The organism is Flavobacterium sp. ZE23DGlu08, assembly GCF_030505335.1.
GTDB classification, from domain to species: domain Bacteria; phylum Bacteroidota; class Bacteroidia; order Flavobacteriales; family Flavobacteriaceae; genus Flavobacterium; species Flavobacterium algoritolerans.
The window spans coordinates 410,811-434,890 of record NZ_CP130045.1 but is presented as its reverse complement, the minus strand read 5'-3'; the positions used below and the strand labels follow the sequence as shown (position 1 = coordinate 434,890).

Genomic DNA, 24,080 nt, shown 5'->3' with positions numbered 1-24,080 from the left:
AAACAGTTGTTTTTTATATAGTAAAAAGTTTAAGAATCAATTATCGGTTTATGGTACTTCGCTTATCCCATTTGATATCACTAAGAACACCAGATTTTATTCCGATAAAGAAACCCCAATTTGCATTTGTTCCAAATGGAGACCAGTTAAAATCCATTCTCCAACTCAATAAATCCCTCTCAAAACGAAGCTGTGTGAAAGTAACTCCTTTTTGTACAAAATCATAACCTGTAGATACTCCGGCTTTCCATTTTGGAGTTATATCAGCATTTGCTGAAATCATTATAGAATTACCAATGATTTTATTTTCTCTATTGTTATTTCCGTACGTCAGGGAATAAGCAAATGTCATGTCCCAAGGTAACTTTGAGTTGAAAAATTCCGAGATTTTATCTTCGCCTTCGTCTTCATCCTCTTCATCAAATTGACTTCTTCGGCTGTCACCTAAATCAGTATTTGTCCCAAATAAATCATCTTCACGACCACCATTTCGTTGACTTTGGGTATTCTTGTCCTTATCGGTTTTGTCTTTGCCCTGGCTCGAAATAGAGTAATTTAAAGTCATATTTGAGCTTGTCATTCTAAAAAGACTTCCGCCATTATCAATGTTGAACACATTTATTCGGTTTCCTGAATTGTCAATGGCATATGGGTCTAATGTAGCACCAAAATTGACATTCATTTTGTTGTCTAATAATGTTGTACCACCGCTAACTCTTATTGGAGCAAAAGCAAGTGTAGTTACGCCATCTGCATCAAGATTATAACTAGTGGAAAGGTTCAAGTTATTAAGCAGCATTATTTTTTTAGGTTCTACTTTAGTACTGTCTTTGTCTGTAACTTTTGCTTCAAAAGTATTGCTCAAATCAAAACCTAAAGTATTGGAATTATTTAATCCCGGAGCACCAAAAATTCCGCTTTCAAATCTGGAATATTGTTTCATTGTCCCGCTAGCGTCTGAAGCATAGGTGTCGTAGTATTTTTCAAAACTAGGAGTATAGCCATACGATACAGATGGTCTCATAACGTGTCTTATCGATTTGATTTTTTTGTCATTGCCAAAATTAAAAGTTCCATATATAGTTGTTCCTACACTGGATGAAAAGGAGTACGTTCTAAAAGCGTCAAATCCATTTATGGTTTTATCAACAACTTTGCTTTGGTCTACATCATAGCTTCTTTCAATTGTTTTGGTATACCAAATTTCCTCATAATTCATAGAGGTTGATGCACTGAAATACTTAAATAATTTAAAATTGGTGCTTAATGGAATGCTGTGTTGAAAACCAACTTTTGCATCTCTAAACATTTGTGGTTTAAAGAATAAGGAGTCAGTAGTTACAATACTATTTCTACCGTTTAAATTGTATTGTAAATTGATGTTTTTGAAAAAACCTTTCTTGACTCCATCTTTACTTACAAAAGGATAAATCCTGTCAACACTCAATTGTAGTGTTGGCAAAGTCATATTGATTTCTTCTGTTTGTGTATTTTGAGAGTGTGTTGCGGTCAAAGACATTCTGACTTGTGGAACCGAAGTAAATGTTTTTGAATACGATATCGAAGAGCTTAATGTATTATTAAGATTCGAACCAATATTAACCTGATTGATGGATTGCTTGAAGTATTTACTGCTTCCAAGATTCACAGAAGCTGAAAAACTGGAATTAGGATTTGATTTAGAATCTTTGGAATGAGACCATTGAATGTTATAAATATTTTGTTTCAAATAATCAGGATATCCTCTTTCACTGGTGATTAAATTTTCGAATCTAATGTTTAAGTTTCCTCTATAATTATATCTTTTGGCATAACTGGATTCAAAACGCAAACCATAACTTCCATTGGTATAATAATCTCCCAAAACGGTTAAATCATAATTGTCGCTCAACGCAAAATAATATCCTAAATTTTGAAGAGAAAATCCACGATTGTTGGAGTCGTTATAGCTGGGTAAAATCAATCCTGAAATGCTGGTTTCTTTACTCATTGGAAAAAAAGCAAACGGTAAAGCTATAGGAGTAGGAACATTTGCAATGACCATATTAGTCAATCCGGTAACTACTTTTTTACCGGGAATAAATTTTACTTTGTTGGTTTGGAAATAATATTCAGGATTATCAACATCTTTTGAAGTGGTGAAACGAGCTCCTTTTAAAAAATAAACAGAGTCATTTTCTTTTTTTGTTATAGAAGCTTTAATTTTAAATTCTCCTTGATCTGATCTGGAATTCCAGATTAAAGCTTTTTTTGTTTTAAAATTAAAACGAATAGAATCTGGTTCTACAACATTAGCACCTTGCTTGAAATTTGGGTATTGTGTGTAAGCACCAGTTAAATCTTTAATACGTCCTGCGTAGACTTCGTTTTTCTCATAATCCATAACGATTATACCAGATTTCAATTCGACATCTTGATAATACAGTTCTGCTTTATCATACAATGTGATGAGCTTTTTCTTTTGGTCAATTTTAGCATATTGATCCGCTTTGTATCTCACCTTTCCATCAAGAAATGCTTTTTGAGGTTTTACAGTGTCTTTTTTTATGGAGTCAGCTTCTTTTTTAACAGATAAAGGAGCAGTATTTTTTTTGCTAGTATCTAAATTGGTAGTGTCTGCTTGTTTTTTTGCGGATGTAGCCGTCTTTTTTTTTGTTATATCTTGAGAATATAATTTACCACACCCCAATGACAGGAAAAATGATAATAAAACGATATTAAATAAGTTTGTATGCAAAGGTTTAAATGCTATTTTTGTAAAATTATGGCCTGTTTTTTGACATGTCAAACTTACATATAATTTTTTGTCAAAAATAGCCAAATAAAAAATTTTATGAGGGTAGTGTTTTAATTAAATTAACTTTTGGATTTATGCGTATTACATATAAAATAAAAATAATATTAACTTTTATTTTGACGATAATTTCTTTATCGAGCTTTAGTCAATCCAATATTTTCAAGGTAACTTTAGATGCAGGCCACGGAGCACATGATTTTGGTGCTGTTTATGAAGGGCGTGTAGAAAAAAATATTGCCTTGGCAGTAGTTTTGAAAGTTGGAAAAATATTAGAAGCAACACCACAGATTAATGTCAACTATACCCGAAAAACAGATGTGTTTATTGATTTAATTGAAAGAGCGAATATTGCCAATAGATTTAACGCTAATATTTTTGTTTCGATTCATTGTAATGCCAATAGAAATACCGCTGCCGATGGAACTGAGACCTACGTAATGGGTTTAAGTAAAGTAGCGTCAAATCTTGAAGCCGCTAAAAAAGAGAACTCTGTAATCACATTAGAGAAAGATTACAAACAAAAATACGAAGGATTTGATCCAAACTCTCCGGAGACTATGATAGGAATGACTTTGATGCAGGAAGAATATTTAGACAATAGTATTTCATTAGCAAGTAAGGTAGAAGATTCTTTTGCAGATTTAGGAAAAAAAATTAGAGGAGGAGGAGTAAAGCAAGCACCTTTTATGGTACTTCATAAAGCTTACATGCCTAGAGTATTAATCGAAATGGGATTTATCTCGAATTCTATTGAAGGAAATATATTAAATTCTGAAGACGGTCAAAATGAAATTGCCAAAGCTATCGCTGATGCAATTATCAGTTATAAAAAAGAATATTTTGGCAATGGTGAAACTGAAATTTTTGAAGAGTTGCCTTCGCAAAAAATCAACGAAAAACCTATAAGAGATACAGTTTCTCCTGCTAAACCTAAAATGATTCCACAAGCCGCAGCAGAATCATCACAAGTAAAAAAAACGGTTGATAATGTTAAGCCTTTATTCAAAGTGCAACTTTCAGCCAGTAGTAAAAAATTAGATTTAGTTCCAAGAAATTTTAATGGACTTAAAAATATTTCTGTAGCCTATGAAAACAGGGTTTACAAATATATGTATGGTGAAACTTCAGATTATGATGAAGCAAAAAAGCAACTAAGCGAGGCGAAAGAAAAAGGATATAATTCTGCGTTTTTGATTGCATTTAAAAATGGAGAGAAAGTTAATATCCAAGACGTAATTAAATAGTAATAGCTTATCTTTTTTATATTAAATTTGTAAAAAAAATACTTATATTTTGAAAATAACCAGAGGATTCAAAACCACAATTTTAGCGCTATTTCTATTTTTCTGCTCAAATACTTTTTCTCAATCCAATCAAAAGTTTACGGTTATTTTAGATGCGGGTCACGGAGGTAAAGATCCGGGGAATTCCTATCATGGCTTTGTTGAAAAAGAAATTGCTCTTAAAACGACTTTGAAATTAGAAAAATACCTTAAAAAAGATAATAATATTCAAGTTGTTTATACCAGAAAATCAGATGTTTTTATAGAATTAAAGGATAGACCAAAAAAAGCAAATAGTATTGATGCTAATTTATTTGTTTCTATCCATTGTAATTCTGTTGATAACCCAATTCCCTTTGGGACAGAGACTTTTGTAATGGGTTTGGCAAGAAGTAAAGGTAATTTAGAAATTGCTAAACAAGAAAATTCAGTGATATTACTGGAGAAAGATTACAAGCAAACCTACAAAGGTTTTGATCCTAAGAATCCTGAAACCTTGATTGGATTAAAAATTCTGCAAGAAGATTATTTAGATAGAAGCATAAATCTGGCTTCAAAAATTGAGAGTAATTTTAAAAATAAATTACATCGAAAATCAAGAGGTATAAAACAGACTCCGCTATGGGTTTTGGATGCGGCTTATATGCCAAGTGTATTGATTGAATTGGGTTTTTTATCCAATAGCGAAGAAGGACTTTATTTAAATTCAGAGGAAGGACAAAATAATATGGCTGAAGCTATTGCATCAGCGATTATTGCTTACAAGAAAGAATATTTTGGAACGCCATCCAATGATGATTATGAAGAGCTGCCATCTAAAAAAGTAGTCGAAAATGAGATAAAAGATACTTCAAAGAGTACTAAATCAAAACGAATTATAGAAAAACAAGTTTCGCAAAAGCAAGAGTCGAAAACACAAAATTCTGATGTAGTTTTTAAAGTTCAATTTGCCGCCGGAAATAAAAATATTAAATTAAATCCTTCAAATTTTAAAGGATTAAAAAATGTTTCGATGACAACAAGCAATGGATCTTTATATAAGTATGCATATGGCTTAACATCAGACTATAACACTGCAAAACAGGATTTGAAAGTTGTGAAATCCAAAGGATATACTTCAGCGTATATAATTGCAATTAAAGATGGAAAGAATATTAGTATTCAAGAAGCACTTAAATAATTACAACAAGTCAAATATTTTATATTAAATTTGTAAAAAATACTTAAATTTTGAAAATAACACGAGAAATTAAAACTGCTATTTTAGTAATTGCATCTATTTTATTATTTATCTGGGGCTACAGTTTTTTGAAAGGAAGAGACCTTTTTACCAATTACAAAACATTTTATGTCGAATATAAAAGTGTAGAAGGTTTAGCCACATCTGCGCCGGTTACACTAAACGGATTAGTTATTGGTAAAGTTAGCAGTATCACAATTGATGAAAACACAGGTGTATTATTAGTTGAATTACAATTAAAAACTGATTTTCCAATTTCTAAATCGAGTACAGCTTCTATTTATGAGCCAGGATTTATCGGAGGAAAACAAATTGCAATTATTCCTAATTTTGATGATAAAACATTAGCTGTTGATGGTCAAAAATTACAAGGCGGAGTAAAATTAGGACTAACAGATAAAGTTGGAGATCAATTAGCACCACTTCAGGAAAAATTAGAAAAGTTATTGGGAAGTACTGAAAAATTAATTTCAGGATTGAATAATGTTTTAGACCAAAAAGGACAGCAGGATTTAAAACTTACTTTAGCGGAATTGAGCAAGACTATTGAGCAATTTCATAAAGCTTCTTTAAGCGTTAATACATTATTAGATGCTAACAAAACTCAAATCAATGGAGTTGTTACTAATTTTAATAAAATATCCGGAAATTTTTCTAAAATATCTGATTCGCTGAATAAAGCTGATTTGGGTAAAACGGTTAAAAATCTAAATGCAACTTTAGCCAGAGTCGATGGTATTATGACTGGTTTAGAATCTGGTAAAGGATCTATGGGCAAATTATTGAACGATGAAGCTTTCTACCAGAATATTAAAAGTTCCACAAAAGAATTAGAATTATTATTGCAGGATGTTCGACTTTACCCAACTAGATATGTAAATATTTCTTTGTTTGGAAAGAAAAACAAGCCTTATGTTGCTCCTGTAAACGATTCTATACCTAATGTAAAAAATTAGCAATTATGAGCTATTTAGACAATATTTTATTTGCCATTCTATTGGTAATTGGTTTTGGATATTTTTTCAACAGTGTTAAAAAAATTAGAAGGAATATCAATCTTGGAACCGATGTAAATCGTTCAGATAATCCCAAAGCACGATGGACTAATATGGCCATGATTGCTCTTGGTCAATCTAAAATGGTGAAAAGACCTATTGCTGGAGTATTGCATATTATTGTCTATGTAGGTTTTGTAATTATAAACATAGAATTATTAGAAATTATTATTGACGGACTTTTTGGGACGCATCGTGTTTTTGCTTTTTTAGGAACTATGTACGATGTACTGATTGCTTCTTTCGAAATTTTGGCTCTTTTAGTTTTAGTTGCAGTTGCTTCTTTTTGGATAAGAAGAAATATCATCAAACTAAAGCGATTTGCTAATCCTGATTTGAATGGAGCACCTAAAAACGATGCTAATTACATCTTGTATTTTGAGGTAGTTTTAATGACATTGTTTTTATTGATGAATGCTTCTGATTTGCATTTACAGCATGTACCTGGAGGTTTTTCTCATTTCATTAAAGCAGGTTCATTTCCAATAAGCCAATTTATTGAGCCATTATTCAATGGAATGTCAAATGAATTAGTGATGCTTCTTTCCGAAATATTCTGGTGGTTGCATATTACCGGAATTCTGATTTTCATGAACTATCTTTATTTTTCTAAACATTTACATATTCTGTTAGCATTTCCAAATACGTATTTTGCGAATCTAAATCCTCAAGGACAATTTGATAATTTAGAATCTGTTACTAAGGAAGTAAAACTAATGATGGATCCAAATGCTGATCCTTTTGCAGCAGCACCAGTAGATGAAAATGCGGTTCCAAGTAAATTTGGAGCCAGTGACGTTCAGGATTTAAATTGGGTTCAGTTATTGAATGCTTATACCTGTACCGAATGTGGTCGTTGTACTTCATCTTGTCCTGCGAATATAACAGGAAAAAAATTGTCTCCACGTAAAATCATGATGGATACAAGAGATCGATTGGAAGAAGTAGGAAGAAATATTGATGCCAATAAAGGTGTTTTTATTCCGGATAACAAAACATTATTGAACGATTATATCACTCCTGAAGAACTTTGGGCATGTACATCATGTAATGCGTGTGTAGAGGAATGTCCTGTAAATATTAGTCCGCTTTCAATTATCATGGATATGAGACGCTATTTAGTAATGGAACAGAGTGCTGCACCAATGCCAATTAATGCAATGATGACTAATATAGAGAATAACGGTGCGCCATGGCAATACAATCAGCAAGACCGATTGAATTGGAAAAACGAATAGTCGTTAAATCGTTTAATTGGTTATTTGTTTAACGAATAACCGATTTATAAATTAAGAATTTGTGATTAACCAAATAAGCAAATAACCGAATCAACAAAATAGTATGTCAGAGAATTTAATAGTGCCAACTATGGCCGAAATGTTAGCTCAAGGGAAACAACCAGAAGTTTTATTTTGGGTAGGTTGTGCTGGAAGTTTTGACGATAGAGCAAAGAAAATAACGAAGGCATTTGTTCGAATTTTAAATCGTGCCAATGTTCCTTTTGCCGTTTTGGGTACTGAAGAAAGTTGTACCGGTGATCCTGCAAAAAGAGCCGGAAATGAGTTTTTGTTTCAAATGCAAGCCATGATGAATATCGAGGTTTTGAATGCATACGAAGCAAAAAAAATTGTTACTGCTTGTCCGCATTGTTTCAATACTTTAAAAAATGAATACCCAGAATTAGGCGGAAAATATGAAGTTGTTCATCATACTGAGTTTTTGAAATCGTTGTTAGACGACGGAAGATTAACCATTGAAGGAGGACAATTTAAAGGAAAACGAATTACGTTTCATGACCCTTGCTATTTAGGAAGAGCCAATAATGTGTATGAAGCGCCAAGAGATTTGATTCTTAAATTGGATGCTGAATTAGTAGAAATGAAACGTTCTAAAGCAAACGGTTTATGTTGTGGTGCCGGTGGTGCCCAAATGTTTAAAGATGCTGAACCTGGAAACAAGGAAGTCAACATTGAAAGAACCGAAGACGCATTAGAAACAAAACCAGAAATTATAGCTGCGGGTTGTCCTTTTTGTAATACCATGATGACTGACGGTATTAAAAACAAAGAAAAGGAAGGCGAAGTAAAAGTTATGGATATTGCTGAATTAATTGCTAATGCACAAGATTTGTAATTATGAAAAAAATATTTTTTATTCTAATTGTACTTTGCAATTCAGTGTCATATTCTCAGGATATTTTTGATGTTATTGGAAAAGAAACTTGTGAATGTTTAAATGCAAAAAAGATAGATTATTTTAAGATGAATAAAAAGGAGATGCAGACCCAAGTTGGAGTGTGTATGATACAAAGTTATTCTTCTCATCTTTCAGAATTTAAACCGGAAGATAAAATAAGTTTTGATGATGAAAAAGGAATGCAAAACTTAGGAGAAAAAGTAGCAATGAAAATGATGGTTAGTTGTCCCGAAATTATTATGGAAATGGGCAAAAGATCTATTGATGAAGATGATTCAATAGAGGAAGTAAAAGAGATTGCTTTTATTGAAGGTGAAGTAACCGAAATAAAAACAGAACAATTTATCACACTTCAGGTAAAAGATAAAAATGGAAGAAATTTTAGTTTTCTGTTATTAGATTACTTTGAAACAGCCTCTTTATTAACTAATAATGAGATTAATAAAAAAGATAGTATAAAAGTGAGTTATACTGAAATTGAACTCTTTGATCCAAAAAATAAAGAATTTAGATATTTTAAAGTTATAACTGATTTAGCAAAAAAGTAAATTTTTAATTTTCTGAAAATCTAGAAAAAAATAATATTATGTACGTTCCATTTGAAAATTTACCCGAAGAATCCAGAATCTGGATTTATCAATCAAACAGAAAATTTTCGGATGCCGAGTTTTCTGAAATAGAAACTGCTTTGCAATCCTTTCTTGAAGGTTGGGCTGCACACGGTACCAGTTTAGAATCATCGTATCAATTAAAATACAACCGATTTATCATTATTGCCGTAAATCAGGATGTACAAGCAGCTACAGGTTGTTCTATAGATTCATCTGTGGAATTTATTCAAAGTTTAGAACAAAAATACACGGTTGATTTATTGGATAAAATGAATGTTACTTTCAAACTTGGAGAGCATATAGCCCACAAGCCTTTGATTGATTTCAAGAAAATGGTAAAAGATAAAGCGGTTACTGAAAACACTATAGTTTTCAATAATTTAGTTAATAATATAGAAGAATACAATGAATCTTGGGAAGTTCCTGCCATCGATAGCTGGCATAGTCGCTTTTTTTAAACAAAACAGTTCAATGAGAAAAATAGGCATCAAAATTGTTTTATTTTATGTCTTAATTTTCTTTGTTGCTTCAAGTTGTGTTGGGACAAAAATTAATAAGAATAAAGTAATTGTAGCCAACATTCCGTCCAAAGTAGAAAATTTGGACAGTATCAAATCGAGTAATACCCCAACAATTTTTGAATTATCTCCTGAAGGAAATAAATGGGTTGATAGTGTTTACAATGCTATGACTTTAGAGGAGAAATTTGGGCAATTATTTATGGTTGCCGCTTATTCTAATAAAGATACCGTACACTTCAAGGGCATTGATAAACTGATTCAGGAAAGCAAAATTGGAGGATTGATTTTCTTTCAAGGTGGTCCTGTTCGTCAAGTTAAATTATCCAATCGTTTTCAATCGAAGTCAAAAATCCCTTTGTTTATTGGTAGTGATGCTGAGTGGGGATTGAGTATGCGATTAGATTCTACCTATCGTTACCCTTGGAATATGACACTTGGAGCCATCCAGGATATGAAATTGTTAGAGAAAGTTGGCCTTCAGATGGGAAAACAAAGTAAACGATTGGGTTTGCAATTTAACTTTGCTCCTGTTCTTGATATCAATACAAATCCCAGAAATCCTATAATAGGTTTTCGCTCTTTTGGCGAAGATAAATTCAAAGTTACTGAACGCGCCATTGCTTTAATGAAAGGGGTTCAGAGTCAAGGAATCTTCTCCACAGGAAAGCATTTTCCTGGTCATGGCGATACTGAAACGGATTCACATAAAGGATTACCAATGATTAATTTTTCGAAAGAAAGATTAATGGATGTAGAGTTTTATCCGTATAAAAAAATGTTTCATGAAGGACTTTCTTCTGTTATGGTGGCGCATTTAAACGTTCCCAGTTTAGAGTCAAGACCTAATTATCCTTCATCGATTTCCTATAATGTGGTTACTGATATTCTTCAAAAAGAATTAGGATTCAAAGGGCTTATTTTTACCGATGCTTTGAATATGAAAAGTGTAAGTAACTTTAAATTACCAAGCGAAATTAATTTTGAAGCTTTTATGGCTGGAAATGATGTGTTGTTATTTCCTGAAGATGTTCCTTCAGCAATTGAAAAATTTAAGCTGGCCTATTCAGCTAATTTATTTTCTGACGAAAGATTGGCTTTTTCGGTAAAGAAAATTTTGAAATTTAAATACAAAGCAGGTTTAAACTCTTATAAACCTATTGCAACAGAAAATTTATATAACGATTTAAACTCATCTGAAAATGATGCTTTACAATATGAGTTGTATGAAAACGCAGTTACTGTTCTAAAAAATACGGCTGCTGTTTTACCAATAAAAAATTTGGACAAACAAAAAATAGCTTATGTAAAAATAGGAGATGACAGTAATGATGCTTTTGTTTCGACTTTGAAAAAATACGCTGACGTAACTGTAGTTGCAGATACTAATTTAGATAGTTTACAAGTAAAATTGCAAGGGTTTACAACAGTAATCATTGGATATCATAAATCAGATGTAGCTTTTAGAAACGATGATTTAAAATCTAATGAATTGTTTAAAATCAATTTTTTAGCTAAAAACAATAATGTAATTCTGGATGTTTTTGCAAAACCGTATTCGTTATTACCCATTACAAATTTTGAAGATTTCGAAGGATTGGTTGTTTCCTATCAAAACAGTACGATTGCACAAATAGTTTCTGCAGAACTAATTTTTGGAGCGATTGAAGCCAAAGGAAAATTACCGGTTTCTATTAATACGAGCTTTAAAGTAAATGATGGTTTAGCAACTGAAAAATTAAATCGTTTAGGATTCACAACTCCTGAAAATGTAGGAATGAATGCTGAAATTTTATCCAAAATTGATGCCATTGCCAATAAAGCGATTAATGGCAAAATGACGCCTGGAATTCAAGTTTTGGTAGCCAGAAAAGGTAAAGTTATTTATCAAAAATCATTCGGGCACCATACTTATGATAAAACGATTAAAGTTCAAGATTCAGATATTTATGATGTTGCTTCATTGACAAAAATTCTGGCTACGTTGCCGAATGTAATGTTGCAATACGATCAGCAAAAAATAAATCTGGAAACTACATTAGGAACCATGTCTCCCATTTTTAAAGATTCCAATAAAGCCAATATTAATTTTAAAGATTTATTGTCTCATTACGCCGGACTTGCCGCTGGAATTCCATTTTATAAAGCGACAATGGATAAATCTAAATTTCCTTCGGAAGTTTATTTTAGAAAAACATTCGAAGAGCAGTTTTCTAAACGAATGACAGATAGTCTTTTTGTAAGAAATGATTTTAGCGATACCATTATGAAAATGATTGTTAAGAGCAAGCTTTCCTTGAAAAAAGAGTACAAGTACAGTGATCTTACTTTTATGATTTTGAAAGATTATTTAGAAAAAACAACGAGCAAAACATTAGATATTTTGATTCAGGAGAATTTCTACCGCTCACTCGGTATGAATAATTCCAGTTTCAATCCGTTAGGGAAATTTGATAAAAACAGAATTCCTCCAACAGAAACTGATACCTATTTCCGTCATCAGCTTTTACAAGGATATGTCAACGATTTATCTGCGGCTTTAGAAGGCGGAGTTTCCGGGCATGCTGGTGTTTTTTCGAACGCCATGGATGTGGCTAAAATAATGGAGCTTTACTTGCAAAAAGGAAATTATGGCAATCAGCAGTATTTTTCTGAAAAGACATTTGAAGATTTTAATACGTGTTATTTTTGTGCGGCAGGAAATAGGAGAGGTGTCGGTTTTGATAAACCACAATTGGGTGCAGAAGGACCTACGTGCGGTTGCGCTTCGATGACTAGTTTTGGTCATACTGGTTACACCGGAACAATGGCTTGGGCTGATCCCGAAACGCAAATTGTCTATGTGTTTTTATCGAATAGAACTTTTCCAATAGCAGGTGAAAATAGATTATCCAAAGAAAACATTCGTGAAGATATCCAAAAGGTGATTTATGAAGCGATTATAAACTAAGCTTACTTTGACGGAATAATAAAATAGTCCAAATGAAATTATAGACAATTTCATTTGGACTATTTTTTTGTTAAAATGATTTTATTAGCAGTATTTCATTACAAATTTTGCCTGTATTATAGTATATTTGAGATAAAAACTGTTTGATGAAAAATAGGAATACCGTTTTTACAAAAGTCTATCTAATTGTATTGCTTTTTTGCATGACTTTTGTAAATGCTCAAAATAGTGATATAAATATTTTACGGGATATCAATGTTCATAGAAATAAGAATTTAGATTCTAGTTTTAAATTAGTAACAAATAGTGCGGTTCCAATCAGTGTTGCAACTCCCATTATTCTATATTCGGTTGCTTTAATTAAGAAAGACAGTACCATCAAGAAACAGGCGATTTTTATAGGAGAAGCATTCTTAGTAAATGCATTTATTACCACTGCATTGAAACATACTATAAAAAGAGACAGACCATTTGAAACCTATCCGGATATCGATCAAGCAACATCGTCTGTTGGTAATTCCTTTCCTTCGGGGCATACTTCTTTAGTTTTTGCAACAGCAACATCACTGAGTTTGGCTTATCCTAAATGGTATGTTATTGCCCCATCATTTGTTTGGGCAGGAGCAGTGGGATATTCTCGAATGCATTTAGGGGTTCATTATCCAAGTGATGTATTTGCAGGAGCAATTATCGGCACTGGCTCGGCTTATCTTAGTTATAAAGTGAATAAATGGATTAATAAAAAAAGTACTAAAAAGGACAAATAGACTTGAAACACTATAATTATTGTTTGAAAATGAAAAGAATTCAAGTCTGAAACATTTTATTGTAAACAAATAATTGTTGGGTAATTATTAGCATTAATTTTATGTGCTGTATCAAAAGATAAAACACTAAATTCAACTAACTTTACAGTAATAGTAACACTTTGGTTAGTATTAGCATTTTTCTTTTACTAAAAATAAATTAGCTAAAATGACACACAAACAGGATATGGATGATAAACAAGCTTGCTGTGCTTTAGAAGAAAAAAAAGTCAATAAAGCAGAGCAAGATGCAGGATGTTGTTCTTCTCACAGTGAGTCTGAACATCATGATGAGGAAGATCACGATCATTCTACTGGAAATGAAAGCACTTTCAGAATGTTTTTACCTTGCATAATTAGTTTTATAGGATTGCTGATTGTATTATTGTTTGATAATTACGTTCCACAATCTTGGTTTAATGGTTGGATTCGAATCGTTTGGTATATTATAGCTTATATTCCGGTAGGTTTTCCAGTTTTGAAAGAAGCGTATGAAAGCATCCGTAAAGGAGCTGTTTTTTCTGAATTTTTCTTGATGGGAATTGCTACGTTAGGCGCATTTGGAATTGGTCAATATGCCGAAGGTGTGGCTGTAATGTTATTCTATGCCATTGGTGAATTATTCCAGATGTTAGCCGTAAGAAGAGCAAAATCGAATATAAAATCATTGTTAGACCAAAGACCTGATGTAGCAAATGTAATTGAAGGAGTAAATATTGTTTCCAAAAAAGCTTCGGAAGTAAACATTGGAGAAATCATAGAATTGAAACCAGGCGAAAAATTAGCTTTAGACGGAAAATTACTTTCTGATCATGCCACTTTCAATACTGCAGCATTAACAGGAGAAAGTAAACCTGATACCAAATCTAAAGGAGAAACAATCCTGGCAGGAATGATTAATCTCAATACGGTTTCTCAAGTAGAAGTAACTACAGCTTTCACCGATAGTAAATTATCGAAAATTCTGGAAATGGTTCAGGAAGCTACTGCAAAAAAAGCACCAACCGAATTGTTTATCCGGAAATTTGCTAAAATTTACACACCAATTGTGGTCTATCTGGCGATAGCTATTTGTGTGCTTCCAATGGTATTTATAGACAATTATGTTTTTAAGGATTGGTTGTACAGAGCATTGGTTTTCTTAGTGATTTCTTGTCCTTGCGCATTGGTGATTTCTATTCCGTTAGGTTATTTTGGTGGAATTGGCGCAGCAAGTAAAAACGGAATTTTATTCAAAGGATCTACTTTTCTGGATATAATAGCATCGGTCAAAGTAGTCGTTTTTGATAAAACAGGAACATTGACTAAAGGGGTTTTCAAAGTTCAAAAAGTTGTAGCTGTAGGAATTCCAGAGACCGATTTGATTAGCTATACAGCCGCAATTGAAACTAAATCCACACATCCCGTGGGTTCGGCAATTATAGAATTTGCCAAAGACCATACAAAAGCTACTAGTGTAACTGAAGTAAAGGAAATTCCAGGATTGGGATTAAAAGGTTTTGTGGATGGAAAAGAGATTTTAGTAGGAAATGCTAAGTTGATGAAAAATTACAATATCACTTATGATGCAGAAATTGATACGATTCCATTTACAATTATACTTGTTGCTGTCAATCAAAAATATGCCGGTTATTTTATTATTGCTGATGAAGTTAAAGAAGATGCAAAAGAGGCAATCCAGAGCTTACACAAATTAAATGTCGAAACTATTATGCTTTCTGGCGATAATCAATCAATAGTTTCTGTTGTTGCCAAAGAGTTGAATATTGATCAGGCTTTTGGAAATTTATTGCCTGAAAACAAAGTTGAAAAACTAGAGGCTGTATTGAAGCAAAATTTAAGCGTTGCATTTGTTGGTGATGGGGTAAATGATGCTCCGGTAATTGCTCTAGCAAATGTAGGAATTGCAATGGGTGGTTTAGGAAGTGACGCCACCATTGAAACTGCTGATGTTGTTATTCAAAATGATCAACCCACTAAGATTTATACTGCAATTAATATTGGAAAAAAGACAAAACAAATTGTTTGGCAAAACATTTTTTTAGCTTTTACCGTTAAATTGATAGTTTTGGTAATGGGAGCAGGAGGATTAGCTACGATGTGGGAAGCTGTTTTTGCTGATGTTGGCGTCGCTTTATTAGCGATTTTAAATGCGGTAAGAATCCAACGTATTAAGTTTTAGACTTTAAAGATTTAACTTAAATTTCCATAAAACACATTCCTATTTTTATTAATTTCGTTTCATTAAAATACATAGATGAAAATTGCAATAGTTTGTTATCCTACCTTTGGAGGAAGTGGTGTTGTCGCTACAGAATTAGGTCTTGAATTGGCAAGACGTGGTCACGAAATCCATTTTATAACGTATAGTCAACCTGTACGTTTGGCGCTTTTAAATCCAAATGTGCATTACCACGAAGTGAATGTTCCTGAATATCCATTATTTCATTATCAACCATACGAATTGGCTTTGTCAAGCAAATTAGTGGATATGGTAAAGCTCTATAAAATCGAGTTATTGCATGTACATTATGCAATTCCTCATGCTTATGCAGGTTATATGGCCAAACAAATGCTGAAAGATGAGGGAATTAATATTCCAATGGTGACTACACTTCACGGAACTGATATTACATTAGTTGGGAACCATCCATTTTATAAACCAGCCGTAACTTTTAGCATTAACAAATCTGATTTTGTTACTTCGGTTTCCCAAAGTTTGAAAGATGATACTCATAAATTATTTAATATAAAAAATGAAATTGAGGTAATTCCTAATTTTATAGAATTAGATAAAAACCATAATGATCCAAGTACAGCTTGTCATCGTTCTGTAATGGCTAATAAAAATGAGAGAATCATTACGCACATCAGTAATTTCAGAAAAGTAAAACGAATTCCGGATATAATTAAAATTTTCTATAATATTCAAAAAGAAATTCCTGCTAAATTGATGATGGTAGGGGATGGTCCTGAAAAAGAAAAAGCAGAATATTTATGTCAGGAATTAGGAATTCAGGATAAAGTCATCTTTTTTGGAAACAGTAATGAGATTGATAAAATTTTGAGTTATACTGATTTATTTTTGTTACCATCTGAAACAGAAAGTTTTGGACTTGCGGCTCTCGAAGCAATGGCTTGGAGTGTTCCCGTAATTTCAAGTAATTCCGGAGGTTTGCCAGAAGTGAATTTTGACGGTATTTCCGGATATTTAAGCAATGTTGGGAATACAGATGAAATGGCACAAAACGCTTTGAAAATTTTAAAAGATGACGCTACTCTTCATAAATTTAAAGAAAATGCGTTGTCAGTTGCAAAACAATTTGACATCAAAAACATCTTGCCGCTTTATGAAGCTTTATATAAAAAAGCGATAAAAAAATACGCATAGATTTTACATTTTTCTAAAATAAAAAGAGTAAAACTTTTTGAAATTAATCCATTAACCAATAAAATGTTGCAATGAAAAAAATAATAGTATCACTAGTTGCTGTCGCTTTAGTTTCCTGCGGTGCAACAGTTACAAAAAGTTCTGATAAAAGTTCTTTATATGAAGTCTTGACGCAACAGACAAACGGTGGTGCAAGTATTCGTTTTTTTGAGATTCTTTCGGAGCCAAATGAAATTGCAATGTTGCAGAACGATGAAAATTTAAAAAATAAAATCAGCTCAAATGATGTTCAGACTGCGAATTTTATAGTTTTGAATATGGGAGAAAAAACATCTGGAGGTTACAGTATAGGGATTGATACTGTTGTTGAAACCGATAAAAATATTGTTATCACCATAAAAGAAACTAATCCTGAACCGGGAAGTATGGTTACACAAGCTTTTACAAATCCTTTTTGTGTAGTCAAGATAAATTCCAAGAAAGAGATTATTTTTAAATAAAAAAAACGCCACTATTGCTAGTGGCGTTTTTAATATGTTTTCTAAAATATTAGAATTGGTATCTAAGACCTAATGCAATATCAGAACCGTAATTGTTTTCGTAATATCCATTTCCTCCAAACTCAGGTCTGAAATCTAAAGAGATTAACAATGGAATATCAAAGTTGTATTCAATACCGATATCTCCAGCAGCAAATACAAAAGTATCATTAAATGATTCGTTATTATTATCATAACTGTAGCTTCCTACACCACCACCAACACCTGCATACCAGTTGAAACCACCATCAATGTTCCATACCCATTGGTACAAAGCTGCTAATTTTACTGCATTGTCATCATAACCATTGTTGTTATAGTTACTTCTGTTTCTCCAACCTAAATCAAGTTCAAGTCTATTGTTGCTTCCTAATGCTCTTTGGTAAGAAAGTTCTCCACCAAAACCATTATTACCACCTAAACGTAATCCCAATGCGTTTTTCGAAATGTCTTGTGCTTGTGCGGTAAATGCTAATCCAATTAACATTATTGCCGATAAAATAATTTTTTTCATAAGTAAGTTTTTTATAGATACAAATGTATAATTAAGTAGGGTATGAAGTTTATAAAATTTTATAGAAAAGTTATATAATTTACGTTTTTCAGGATTTTGATGCTTTTTTATGTTGGTATTACATTAGGATGTTTTGTTTGGAGAAAAGCGCTGAAGCCACGATTTGATTGCTTAAAATATCTTCCATCTCAAAAAGGTTCTCTTCTTCAATATAATTAGCTTCGGAATAGTTATATAATTTCCAACGTTTTTTATTGTATTCCAATGCTGTTAAGTTTTCTACCCAATCTCCAGAATTCAAATATAAAGTTGACCCGTTTTTAGTTTCTTGATGAATCATTTTTGGTTCATGAATATGTCCGCATATAACATAATCGTATTTTTTTTCGATGGCTAATTCAGTTGCCGTTTTCTCAAAATCAGAAATGTGTTTTACCGCTTTTTTTACACTTGCCTTTATTTTTTTAGAAAAAGAATACGGCTCTCTTCCTATTTTTGATAAACACCAATTGACAAATCGGTTTGAAAGTATTAAATAATCATAGCCTAAACCACCAAGTTTGGCAATCCATTTTGAATGTTGCACAGAGGCATCAAAAACATCACCGTGAAATATCCAGGCCTTTTTGTCATCGAGATTTAAAACTAACTTGTCTACTAATGCGAAATTACCCATATTCATATCGCTAAATTTTCGGAGCATTTCATCATGATTTCCTGTGATGTAGTAAACCTTTGTCCCTTTGGATGCAAAACTTATAATTTTTTGTATGACTTTTAAATGTGCTTTTGGAAAATAGGATTTTCGAAACTGCCATACATCTATAATATCACCATTTAATACTAGCGTTTTAGGTTTTATAGAAGATAAATAATTATAAAGTTCTTTAGCATGACTACCAAAAGTTCCAAGGTGTACATCAGAAATCACCACTAACTCGACTTTTCTTTTTTTCAATGTATTTGAATTTGAAGTTTACCAAATTAATAGAATTATTAGCAATAGAAATGGAATTAAAGGTTAAGAAATCTAAGACAAGATTAAATTAATATCAATAAATGTGAAATGTTTCTTAAAACTTTATCCCGAAATTTCGGGATAAGCTTTTAAACTTTAAACTAAAATGGTACTTTTGTTCAAAACTAATTATAATGGCAGGAAATAGCTACGGAACACTATTTAGAATAACAACTTTTGGAGAATCACATGGTGAAGCATTAGGTGGTATAATAGATGGTTGCCCTCCTGGAATAACTATAGATTTAGATGCAATTCAATTTGAAATGTCAAGAAGAAAGCCGGGACAATCGGCTATAGTTACCCAACGTAAAGAGCCGGATGATGTACAATTTTTATCCGGAATATTTGAAGGTAAAACAACTGGAACACCAATAGGTTTTATTATTCCTAATACCAATCAAAAATCAGATGATTACTCTCATATAAAAGATAATTACAGACCCAGCCATGCTGATTATGTGTATGAAAAAAAATATGGTGTTCGTGATTACCGCGGGGGCGGACGAAGTTCTGCACGTGAAACGGCCAGTAGAGTAGTGGCTGGAGCAGTAGCAAAACAAATGCTGTCAGAAATAAAAATCAATGCTTACGTATCTTCTGTAGGTCCAATTTTTTTAGAAAAACCATACCAAGAATTAGATTTTTCAAAAACAGAAAATAATCCTGTGCGGTGCCCTGATGAAGCTTCAGCGGTAATTATGGAGGAATATATCCGTGATATTCGCAAACAAGGTGACACTGTGGGTGGAACTGTAACCTGTGTGATTCAAAATGTGCCTATTGGCTTAGGAGAACCTGTATTTGATAAGCTTCATGCTGAATTGGGTAAAGCCATGCTTTCAATCAATGCCGTAAAAGGATTTGAGTTTGGAAGCGGTTTTGATGGAGCTAGGATGAAAGGAAGCGAGCACAATGATTTATACAATCCTGACGGTACTACTAAAACCAATCTTTCAGGTGGTATTCAAGGTGGAATCAGTAACGGAATGGATATTTATTTCCGTGTGGCTTTCAAACCAGTGGCAACCATTATGCAAAAACAAGAATCATTGGATAACAAAGGGAATATTACTGAAATGACTGGAAAAGGACGACATGATCCTTGTGTTGTGCCGCGTGCAGTGCCCATAGTTGAAGCAATGGCAGCCATTGTATTAGCTGATTTTTATTTGATAAACAAAACCTATTAATATTAATTTTTGAAGCTTTTCCTGCTTTACAATTTATTTTTCCTTGCTTGGCAGCAAACAAGAAAAAGATAGTATTGTAAAGAAAATTCACTGAACACTTATAAAGTTGAGTGAAGTAACGGGTTAAGACTAAAACCTAACAATCAATTTAATGAACACCAAAACAACTAAAAAACCATCTTTTTTTTCAGGATTAACGGGACAAATATTAATTGCGATGGTTTTAGGTGCTATTTTAGGCATTGTAATTCATAATTCCATTTCGCCAGAAGCAGCTCAAGGCTTCAGTGCAAAAATTAAAATCTTGGCAACAATTTTCATTCGATTAGTTCAGATGATTATTTCGCCATTAGTTTTTACAACACTTGTTGTGGGAATTGCAAAACTGGGAGATATTAAAGCTGTTGGAAGAATTGGAGGAAAAGCAATGGGTTGGTTTTTTACAGCTTCATTCATCTCTTTATTATTGGGAATGTTTTTTGTAAACATACTTGAACCGGGAGTTGGTCTTAATTTATCAAATGTTGATTTGGCTTCTGTTTCTGAAGTTACTGCAAAAACTCAAAATATATCTTTTGAAAATTTTATAGAGCATATTGTGCCTAAAAGTATTTTTGAAGCAATGGCGACTAATGAAATTTTACAAATTGTGATTTTCTCTATTTTCTTTGGTTTAGCCGCAGCATCATTGGGAGATTATGTTAAGCCAGTTACAAATGCTTTAGATAAAACATCTCACATTGTTCTTAAAATGGTGAATTATGTAATGAAATTTGCTCCAATAGGAGTTTTTGGAGCCATTGCAGGAGTTTTCGCAGTAAGAGATTTTCAAGAATTAGCGATTACCTATTTCAAATTTTTTGGTTCATTCTTAGTTGGAATTTCATCACTTTGGTTGGTATTAATTGTGGTAGGTTACATTTTTCTAAAAAGCAGAATGACTGTTTTACTTAAAAGAATTGTAAGTCCTTTAATTATTGCTTTTGGGACAACCAGCAGTGAAGCGGTTTTTCCAAAATTGACAGAGGAATTAGAGCGTTTTGGAGTAAAGGACAGAATCGTTTCTTTCATGTTGCCATTAGGTTATTCATTTAATCTGGATGGGAGTATGATGTACATGACTTTTGCCAGTATTTTTATTGCTCAAGCTTATGGTATTGATTTAGATTTAGGAACACAAATGACCATGCTTTTAGTTTTAATGCTTACCAGCAAAGGAATTGCAGGTGTTCCAAGAGCAAGTTTAGTTGTAGTTGCAGCTACTTGCGGTATGTTTGATATTCCAATTGAAGGAATCGCATTAATTTTACCAATAGATCATTTTTGTGATATGTTCCGTAGTGCAACAAATGTTTTAGGAAATGCCTTAGCTACATCAGTTGTAGGACAATGGGAAGGGAATGATGAAAATGAAACTGTAGCTTCAGAATAGTTATTACGGTACGTTTTCCAATAAATAACATCTATAACCTGCTCAATTAGTTGAGCAGGTTTTTTTTTGGATTTAAAAATTCAGAATTTTAATTGTTTCTTATTTTAAAGATAATATTGCTGTTTTTAAAAAATGTGCTTATTCAATTTTATTTTAATAGATAATATGCACTTATTCCCCTTTTTTTTATTAATAAAATGTATATTTGATAAACTCTAATTGTTTATGTATCATTTACGTATTGTTTTATCGCTATTGTTTGTATTAAATTGTTTTAGTGATAATTCAATTGCCCAAACAAGAACATATTCTAAGCAAGAAATCACTAACCTTACTGACGAAGCTTCCCGATACTTAAAGGAGTCTAATTTTGAGAAATCTCTGGATATTTCTAAATTGGCACTTCGTTCCTCCATTAATGCAAATGATTTATATTCAACAGCCATTTCTTATATTACAATTGCGGCAAATTATGCTGAGATGGCTGAATTTGATAAAGCAATATTCTTCTATAACAAGAGTTTATCCTATGCTGATAAGACGAGTAATGACACATTAAGAAAAAGGATAAATAATAATTTAGGAAATATCTATTGTTTTGAGAAAAAGCAATATGAAAAAGGCATAAATTTTTACGAAAACTCTCTTAAATACAGTCAGAAATTAGCAGATACCAACCAGGTTTTTATGACTAAACTTAATATTGCCTGGGCTTATTTTGATATTGGTCTGTTTGAAAAAGGTTTCCCAAGTTTAGAATTCATCAACAAATACAATAAAAAATATGGTGATGAAACAAACGCTGTAGCTGTAAATATGCTAAATGGAATGTATTATGGTTACAAAGGAGTCCATGATAAAGCAACATCATCTTTTATCAATGCTATAAAATTTGGAAATGAAGGAAATGAAAAATCAGATTTATCCTTTTCATATCTTGAATATTCAAAATATTTATTGAAGAAAGGTGATTATAAAAATGCCTATGAAAATCTCGCCCGTTACAACATAATTACTGACGAACTATATAACGAGGAAAAAATAAAGAAAGCTAATTTAGCCGGGATAAATTTAGAATTAGATGAATACAAAAGAGAGATAGATAAAATTGAAACGGAGAAAGTGGCTCAGCTTCAAAGTTTAAGGAAATCAAAAATCATTGTATTGCTATTTGGGGTAGTTTTTTGCTTTCTGTTATTATTGCTTTATACTTTATTCAAGAATAATAATTTTAAGAAAAAAGCCAATGAAAAGCTTTCTCAAACAAATATAGAATTGCTGGCTGCCAAAGAAAAAGCAGAAGAAGCGTCTATATTAAAATCACAATTTGTCTCTACAATCAGTCATGAATTAAGAACTCCTTTATACGGTGTAGTAGGGATTACAAACATGCTGCTTGATGAGCATAAAGAGTTAGCCGGTAGTCCACATTTAAGTTCTCTTAAATTTTCTGCCCGATATTTATTATCATTAGTGAATGATATTCTACAAATTAATAAAATTGAAGACAATAGAATTGTTCTTGAAAATTTAACTTTTAATATTTCTGATGAAATTAATATGGTTAAAAGTTCATTATCATTTATAGCTAAAACGAATGATAATGTAGTTCATGTGAATGTTGATCCTAATATTCCGGAATATTTAATTGGTGATAAGTTAAGACTTTCTCAAATCATTATGAATTTAGTCAGTAATGCATTGAAGTTTACCAAAAAAGGAGAAGTTAGCATAAATGTAAACTTGGTGAAAGTAGAAGGTAAATCCCATTTTTTAGAATTTAAAATTCAAGATAACGGAATAGGAATTCATGCTACAGATCAGGAAAAGATTTTTGATAAATTTGTTCAGGTTAGCAGGAAAGAAACGGATTACCAAGGAACCGGTTTAGGCCTTTCTATAGTAAAACAAATGTTAGGATTGTTTGACAGCGATATTTCACTCGAAAGTGCCATAGGAGAGGGAACTTCATTCAAATTTATAATTGCATTTGAATTTAATCCAGAGCGAACAACTGAAATTATTAATAACATTCAAGTAGATATGAGTTCAACCCAAACCGTTAATGTTTTAGTAGTAGAGGATAACCATATAAATCAGGTTATTACCAGAAAAACGATTGAAAAGAACAACTATAAATGTAGTGTTGTTGACAATGGTTACGCCGCATTAGAAATATTAGAAAAAGAGAATTTTGATGTGATATTAATGGATATTAATATGCCTTTAATCAATGGTTTTGAAACAACAAGAAAAATCCGTCTTAAAGGTATTGGTATACCCATTGTAGCATTGACGGCATTTGATAAAACAGAAATAACGGAAGAAGCACTTTCTGCCGGAATCAATGATATCATCATTAAACCTTTTGATTCGATTAAATTATTTGAAATCATCAGTATTTTAATATCAAAACCTAAAAGTATCGCTTAATTTATTTTTATATAATCCTGTTTTTTAAAAATTGTTTGATGAGGAATTTTAATAGATTTTGTATAAAAAATAAAATCGTTAAATCTTCAAAACCAATTACTGAT

At 32.1% G+C, this 24,080-nt stretch carries 18 protein-coding genes; 15 read left to right on the top strand and 3 right to left on the bottom strand.

Annotation, left to right across the window (positions count from 1 at the left end; genetic code table 11):
- Positions 1-40: 40 nt before the first annotated feature.
- Entirely contained in the window at positions 41-2,788 is a 2,748-nt protein-coding gene (locus Q1W72_RS01950; protein WP_302137058.1) for a putative LPS assembly protein LptD, read from the bottom strand.
- Positions 2,789-2,871: 83 nt separating this feature from the next.
- Between Q1W72_RS01950 and Q1W72_RS01945 the strand changes: the two genes are divergently transcribed.
- The 12 genes from Q1W72_RS01945 to Q1W72_RS01890 all read left to right on the top strand — a co-directional run bounded on the left by Q1W72_RS01945 (position 2,872) and on the right by Q1W72_RS01890 (position 17,347).
- Positions 2,872-4,041, top strand: a complete 1,170-nt coding sequence (locus Q1W72_RS01945; protein ID WP_302137056.1) for an N-acetylmuramoyl-L-alanine amidase — start codon at positions 2,872-2,874, stop codon at positions 4,039-4,041.
- A 49-nt stretch (positions 4,042-4,090) separates the two neighbouring features.
- Entirely contained in the window at positions 4,091-5,260 is a 1,170-nt protein-coding gene (locus Q1W72_RS01940) for an N-acetylmuramoyl-L-alanine amidase (RefSeq protein ID WP_302137055.1), read from the top strand.
- Positions 5,261-5,310: 50 nt separating this feature from the next.
- A complete protein-coding gene (locus tag Q1W72_RS01935; RefSeq protein WP_302137053.1) occupies positions 5,311-6,276 on the top strand; it encodes an MlaD family protein in 966 nt (321 codons plus the stop codon).
- Positions 6,277-6,281: 5 nt separating this feature from the next.
- Positions 6,282-7,613: a (Fe-S)-binding protein gene (locus Q1W72_RS01930; protein ID WP_302137052.1), complete on the top strand. Its 1,332-nt coding sequence runs from the start codon at positions 6,282-6,284 to the stop codon at positions 7,611-7,613.
- Positions 7,614-7,716: 103 nt separating this feature from the next.
- Positions 7,717-8,508, top strand: coding sequence for a (Fe-S)-binding protein (locus Q1W72_RS01925; protein ID WP_099715666.1), 792 nt, complete (start codon positions 7,717-7,719; stop codon positions 8,506-8,508).
- Positions 8,509-8,510: 2 nt separating this feature from the next.
- A complete protein-coding gene (locus Q1W72_RS01920; protein WP_099715665.1) occupies positions 8,511-9,119 on the top strand; it encodes a hypothetical protein in 609 nt (202 codons plus the stop codon).
- A 38-nt stretch (positions 9,120-9,157) separates the two neighbouring features.
- On the top strand, positions 9,158-9,640 hold the full coding sequence (locus Q1W72_RS01915; protein ID WP_099715664.1) for an ABC transporter ATPase: 483 nt from the start codon (positions 9,158-9,160) through the stop codon (positions 9,638-9,640).
- Between the two features lie 13 nt (positions 9,641-9,653).
- Positions 9,654-12,650 carry a glycoside hydrolase family 3 N-terminal domain-containing protein gene (locus Q1W72_RS01910; protein WP_302137048.1) on the top strand — a complete coding sequence of 999 codons (2,997 nt, stop codon included), beginning with the start codon at positions 9,654-9,656 and terminating at the stop codon, positions 12,648-12,650.
- 146 nt (positions 12,651-12,796) lie between these two features.
- Complete coding sequence (locus tag Q1W72_RS01905; protein ID WP_302137046.1) at positions 12,797-13,417, top strand: phosphatase PAP2 family protein; 621 nt, start codon at positions 12,797-12,799, stop codon at positions 13,415-13,417.
- A gap of 208 nt (positions 13,418-13,625) precedes the next feature.
- Complete coding sequence (locus tag Q1W72_RS01900; RefSeq protein WP_302137044.1) at positions 13,626-15,638, top strand: heavy metal translocating P-type ATPase; 2,013 nt, start codon at positions 13,626-13,628, stop codon at positions 15,636-15,638.
- A 75-nt stretch (positions 15,639-15,713) separates the two neighbouring features.
- Positions 15,714-16,847, top strand: a complete 1,134-nt coding sequence (gene bshA / locus Q1W72_RS01895) for an N-acetyl-alpha-D-glucosaminyl L-malate synthase BshA (RefSeq protein WP_099715661.1) — start codon at positions 15,714-15,716, stop codon at positions 16,845-16,847.
- 71 nt (positions 16,848-16,918) lie between these two features.
- The gene (locus Q1W72_RS01890) at positions 16,919-17,347 is read left to right on the top strand and encodes a protease complex subunit PrcB family protein (RefSeq protein WP_302137042.1); all 429 of its coding nucleotides are present in this window, start codon (positions 16,919-16,921) and stop codon (positions 17,345-17,347) included.
- Between the two features lie 49 nt (positions 17,348-17,396).
- On the opposite strand, the gene Q1W72_RS01885 is transcribed toward Q1W72_RS01890, so the two are convergent.
- Both Q1W72_RS01885 and Q1W72_RS01880 read right to left on the bottom strand, forming a co-directional pair.
- Positions 17,397-17,900 (bottom strand): hypothetical protein, encoded by a 504-nt coding sequence (locus Q1W72_RS01885; protein ID WP_099715659.1) that lies wholly within the window; start codon positions 17,898-17,900, stop codon positions 17,397-17,399.
- Positions 17,901-18,018: 118 nt separating this feature from the next.
- Positions 18,019-18,858: a UDP-2,3-diacylglucosamine diphosphatase gene (locus Q1W72_RS01880; protein ID WP_099715658.1), complete on the bottom strand. Its 840-nt coding sequence runs from the start codon at positions 18,856-18,858 to the stop codon at positions 18,019-18,021.
- Between the two features lie 194 nt (positions 18,859-19,052).
- Between Q1W72_RS01880 and aroC the strand changes: the two genes are divergently transcribed.
- The 3 genes from aroC (at position 19,053) to Q1W72_RS01865 (ending at position 23,976) form a co-directional block, all read left to right on the top strand.
- Entirely contained in the window at positions 19,053-20,111 is a 1,059-nt protein-coding gene (gene aroC, locus Q1W72_RS01875) for a chorismate synthase (protein ID WP_282743694.1), read from the top strand.
- A gap of 151 nt (positions 20,112-20,262) precedes the next feature.
- Positions 20,263-21,543, top strand: a complete 1,281-nt coding sequence (locus Q1W72_RS01870; protein ID WP_099715656.1) for a dicarboxylate/amino acid:cation symporter — start codon at positions 20,263-20,265, stop codon at positions 21,541-21,543.
- A 225-nt stretch (positions 21,544-21,768) separates the two neighbouring features.
- A complete protein-coding gene (locus Q1W72_RS01865) occupies positions 21,769-23,976 on the top strand; it encodes a response regulator (protein ID WP_302137037.1) in 2,208 nt (735 codons plus the stop codon).
- The last annotated feature ends 104 nt before the right edge of the window (positions 23,977-24,080 follow it).

Coding starts and splice junctions, on each gene's coding strand:
- Q1W72_RS01945 (WP_302137056.1), top strand. CDS start 2,872: ATGCGTATTACATATAAAATAAAAATAATATTAACTTTTATTTTGACG.
- Q1W72_RS01930 (WP_302137052.1), top strand. CDS start 6,282: ATGAGCTATTTAGACAATATTTTATTTGCCATTCTATTGGTAATTGGT.
- Q1W72_RS01925 (WP_099715666.1), top strand. CDS start 7,717: ATGTCAGAGAATTTAATAGTGCCAACTATGGCCGAAATGTTAGCTCAA.
- Q1W72_RS01920 (WP_099715665.1), top strand. CDS start 8,511: ATGAAAAAAATATTTTTTATTCTAATTGTACTTTGCAATTCAGTGTCA.
- Q1W72_RS01915 (WP_099715664.1), top strand. CDS start 9,158: ATGTACGTTCCATTTGAAAATTTACCCGAAGAATCCAGAATCTGGATT.
- Q1W72_RS01910 (WP_302137048.1), top strand. CDS start 9,654: ATGAGAAAAATAGGCATCAAAATTGTTTTATTTTATGTCTTAATTTTC.
- Q1W72_RS01905 (WP_302137046.1), top strand. CDS start 12,797: ATGAAAAATAGGAATACCGTTTTTACAAAAGTCTATCTAATTGTATTG.
- Q1W72_RS01900 (WP_302137044.1), top strand. CDS start 13,626: ATGACACACAAACAGGATATGGATGATAAACAAGCTTGCTGTGCTTTA.
- bshA (WP_099715661.1), top strand. CDS start 15,714: ATGAAAATTGCAATAGTTTGTTATCCTACCTTTGGAGGAAGTGGTGTT.
- Q1W72_RS01890 (WP_302137042.1), top strand. CDS start 16,919: ATGAAAAAAATAATAGTATCACTAGTTGCTGTCGCTTTAGTTTCCTGC.
- Q1W72_RS01885 (WP_099715659.1), bottom strand. CDS start 17,900: ATGAAAAAAATTATTTTATCGGCAATAATGTTAATTGGATTAGCATTT.
- aroC (WP_282743694.1), top strand. CDS start 19,053: ATGGCAGGAAATAGCTACGGAACACTATTTAGAATAACAACTTTTGGA.
- Q1W72_RS01870 (WP_099715656.1), top strand. CDS start 20,263: ATGAACACCAAAACAACTAAAAAACCATCTTTTTTTTCAGGATTAACG.
- Q1W72_RS01865 (WP_302137037.1), top strand. CDS start 21,769: ATGTATCATTTACGTATTGTTTTATCGCTATTGTTTGTATTAAATTGT.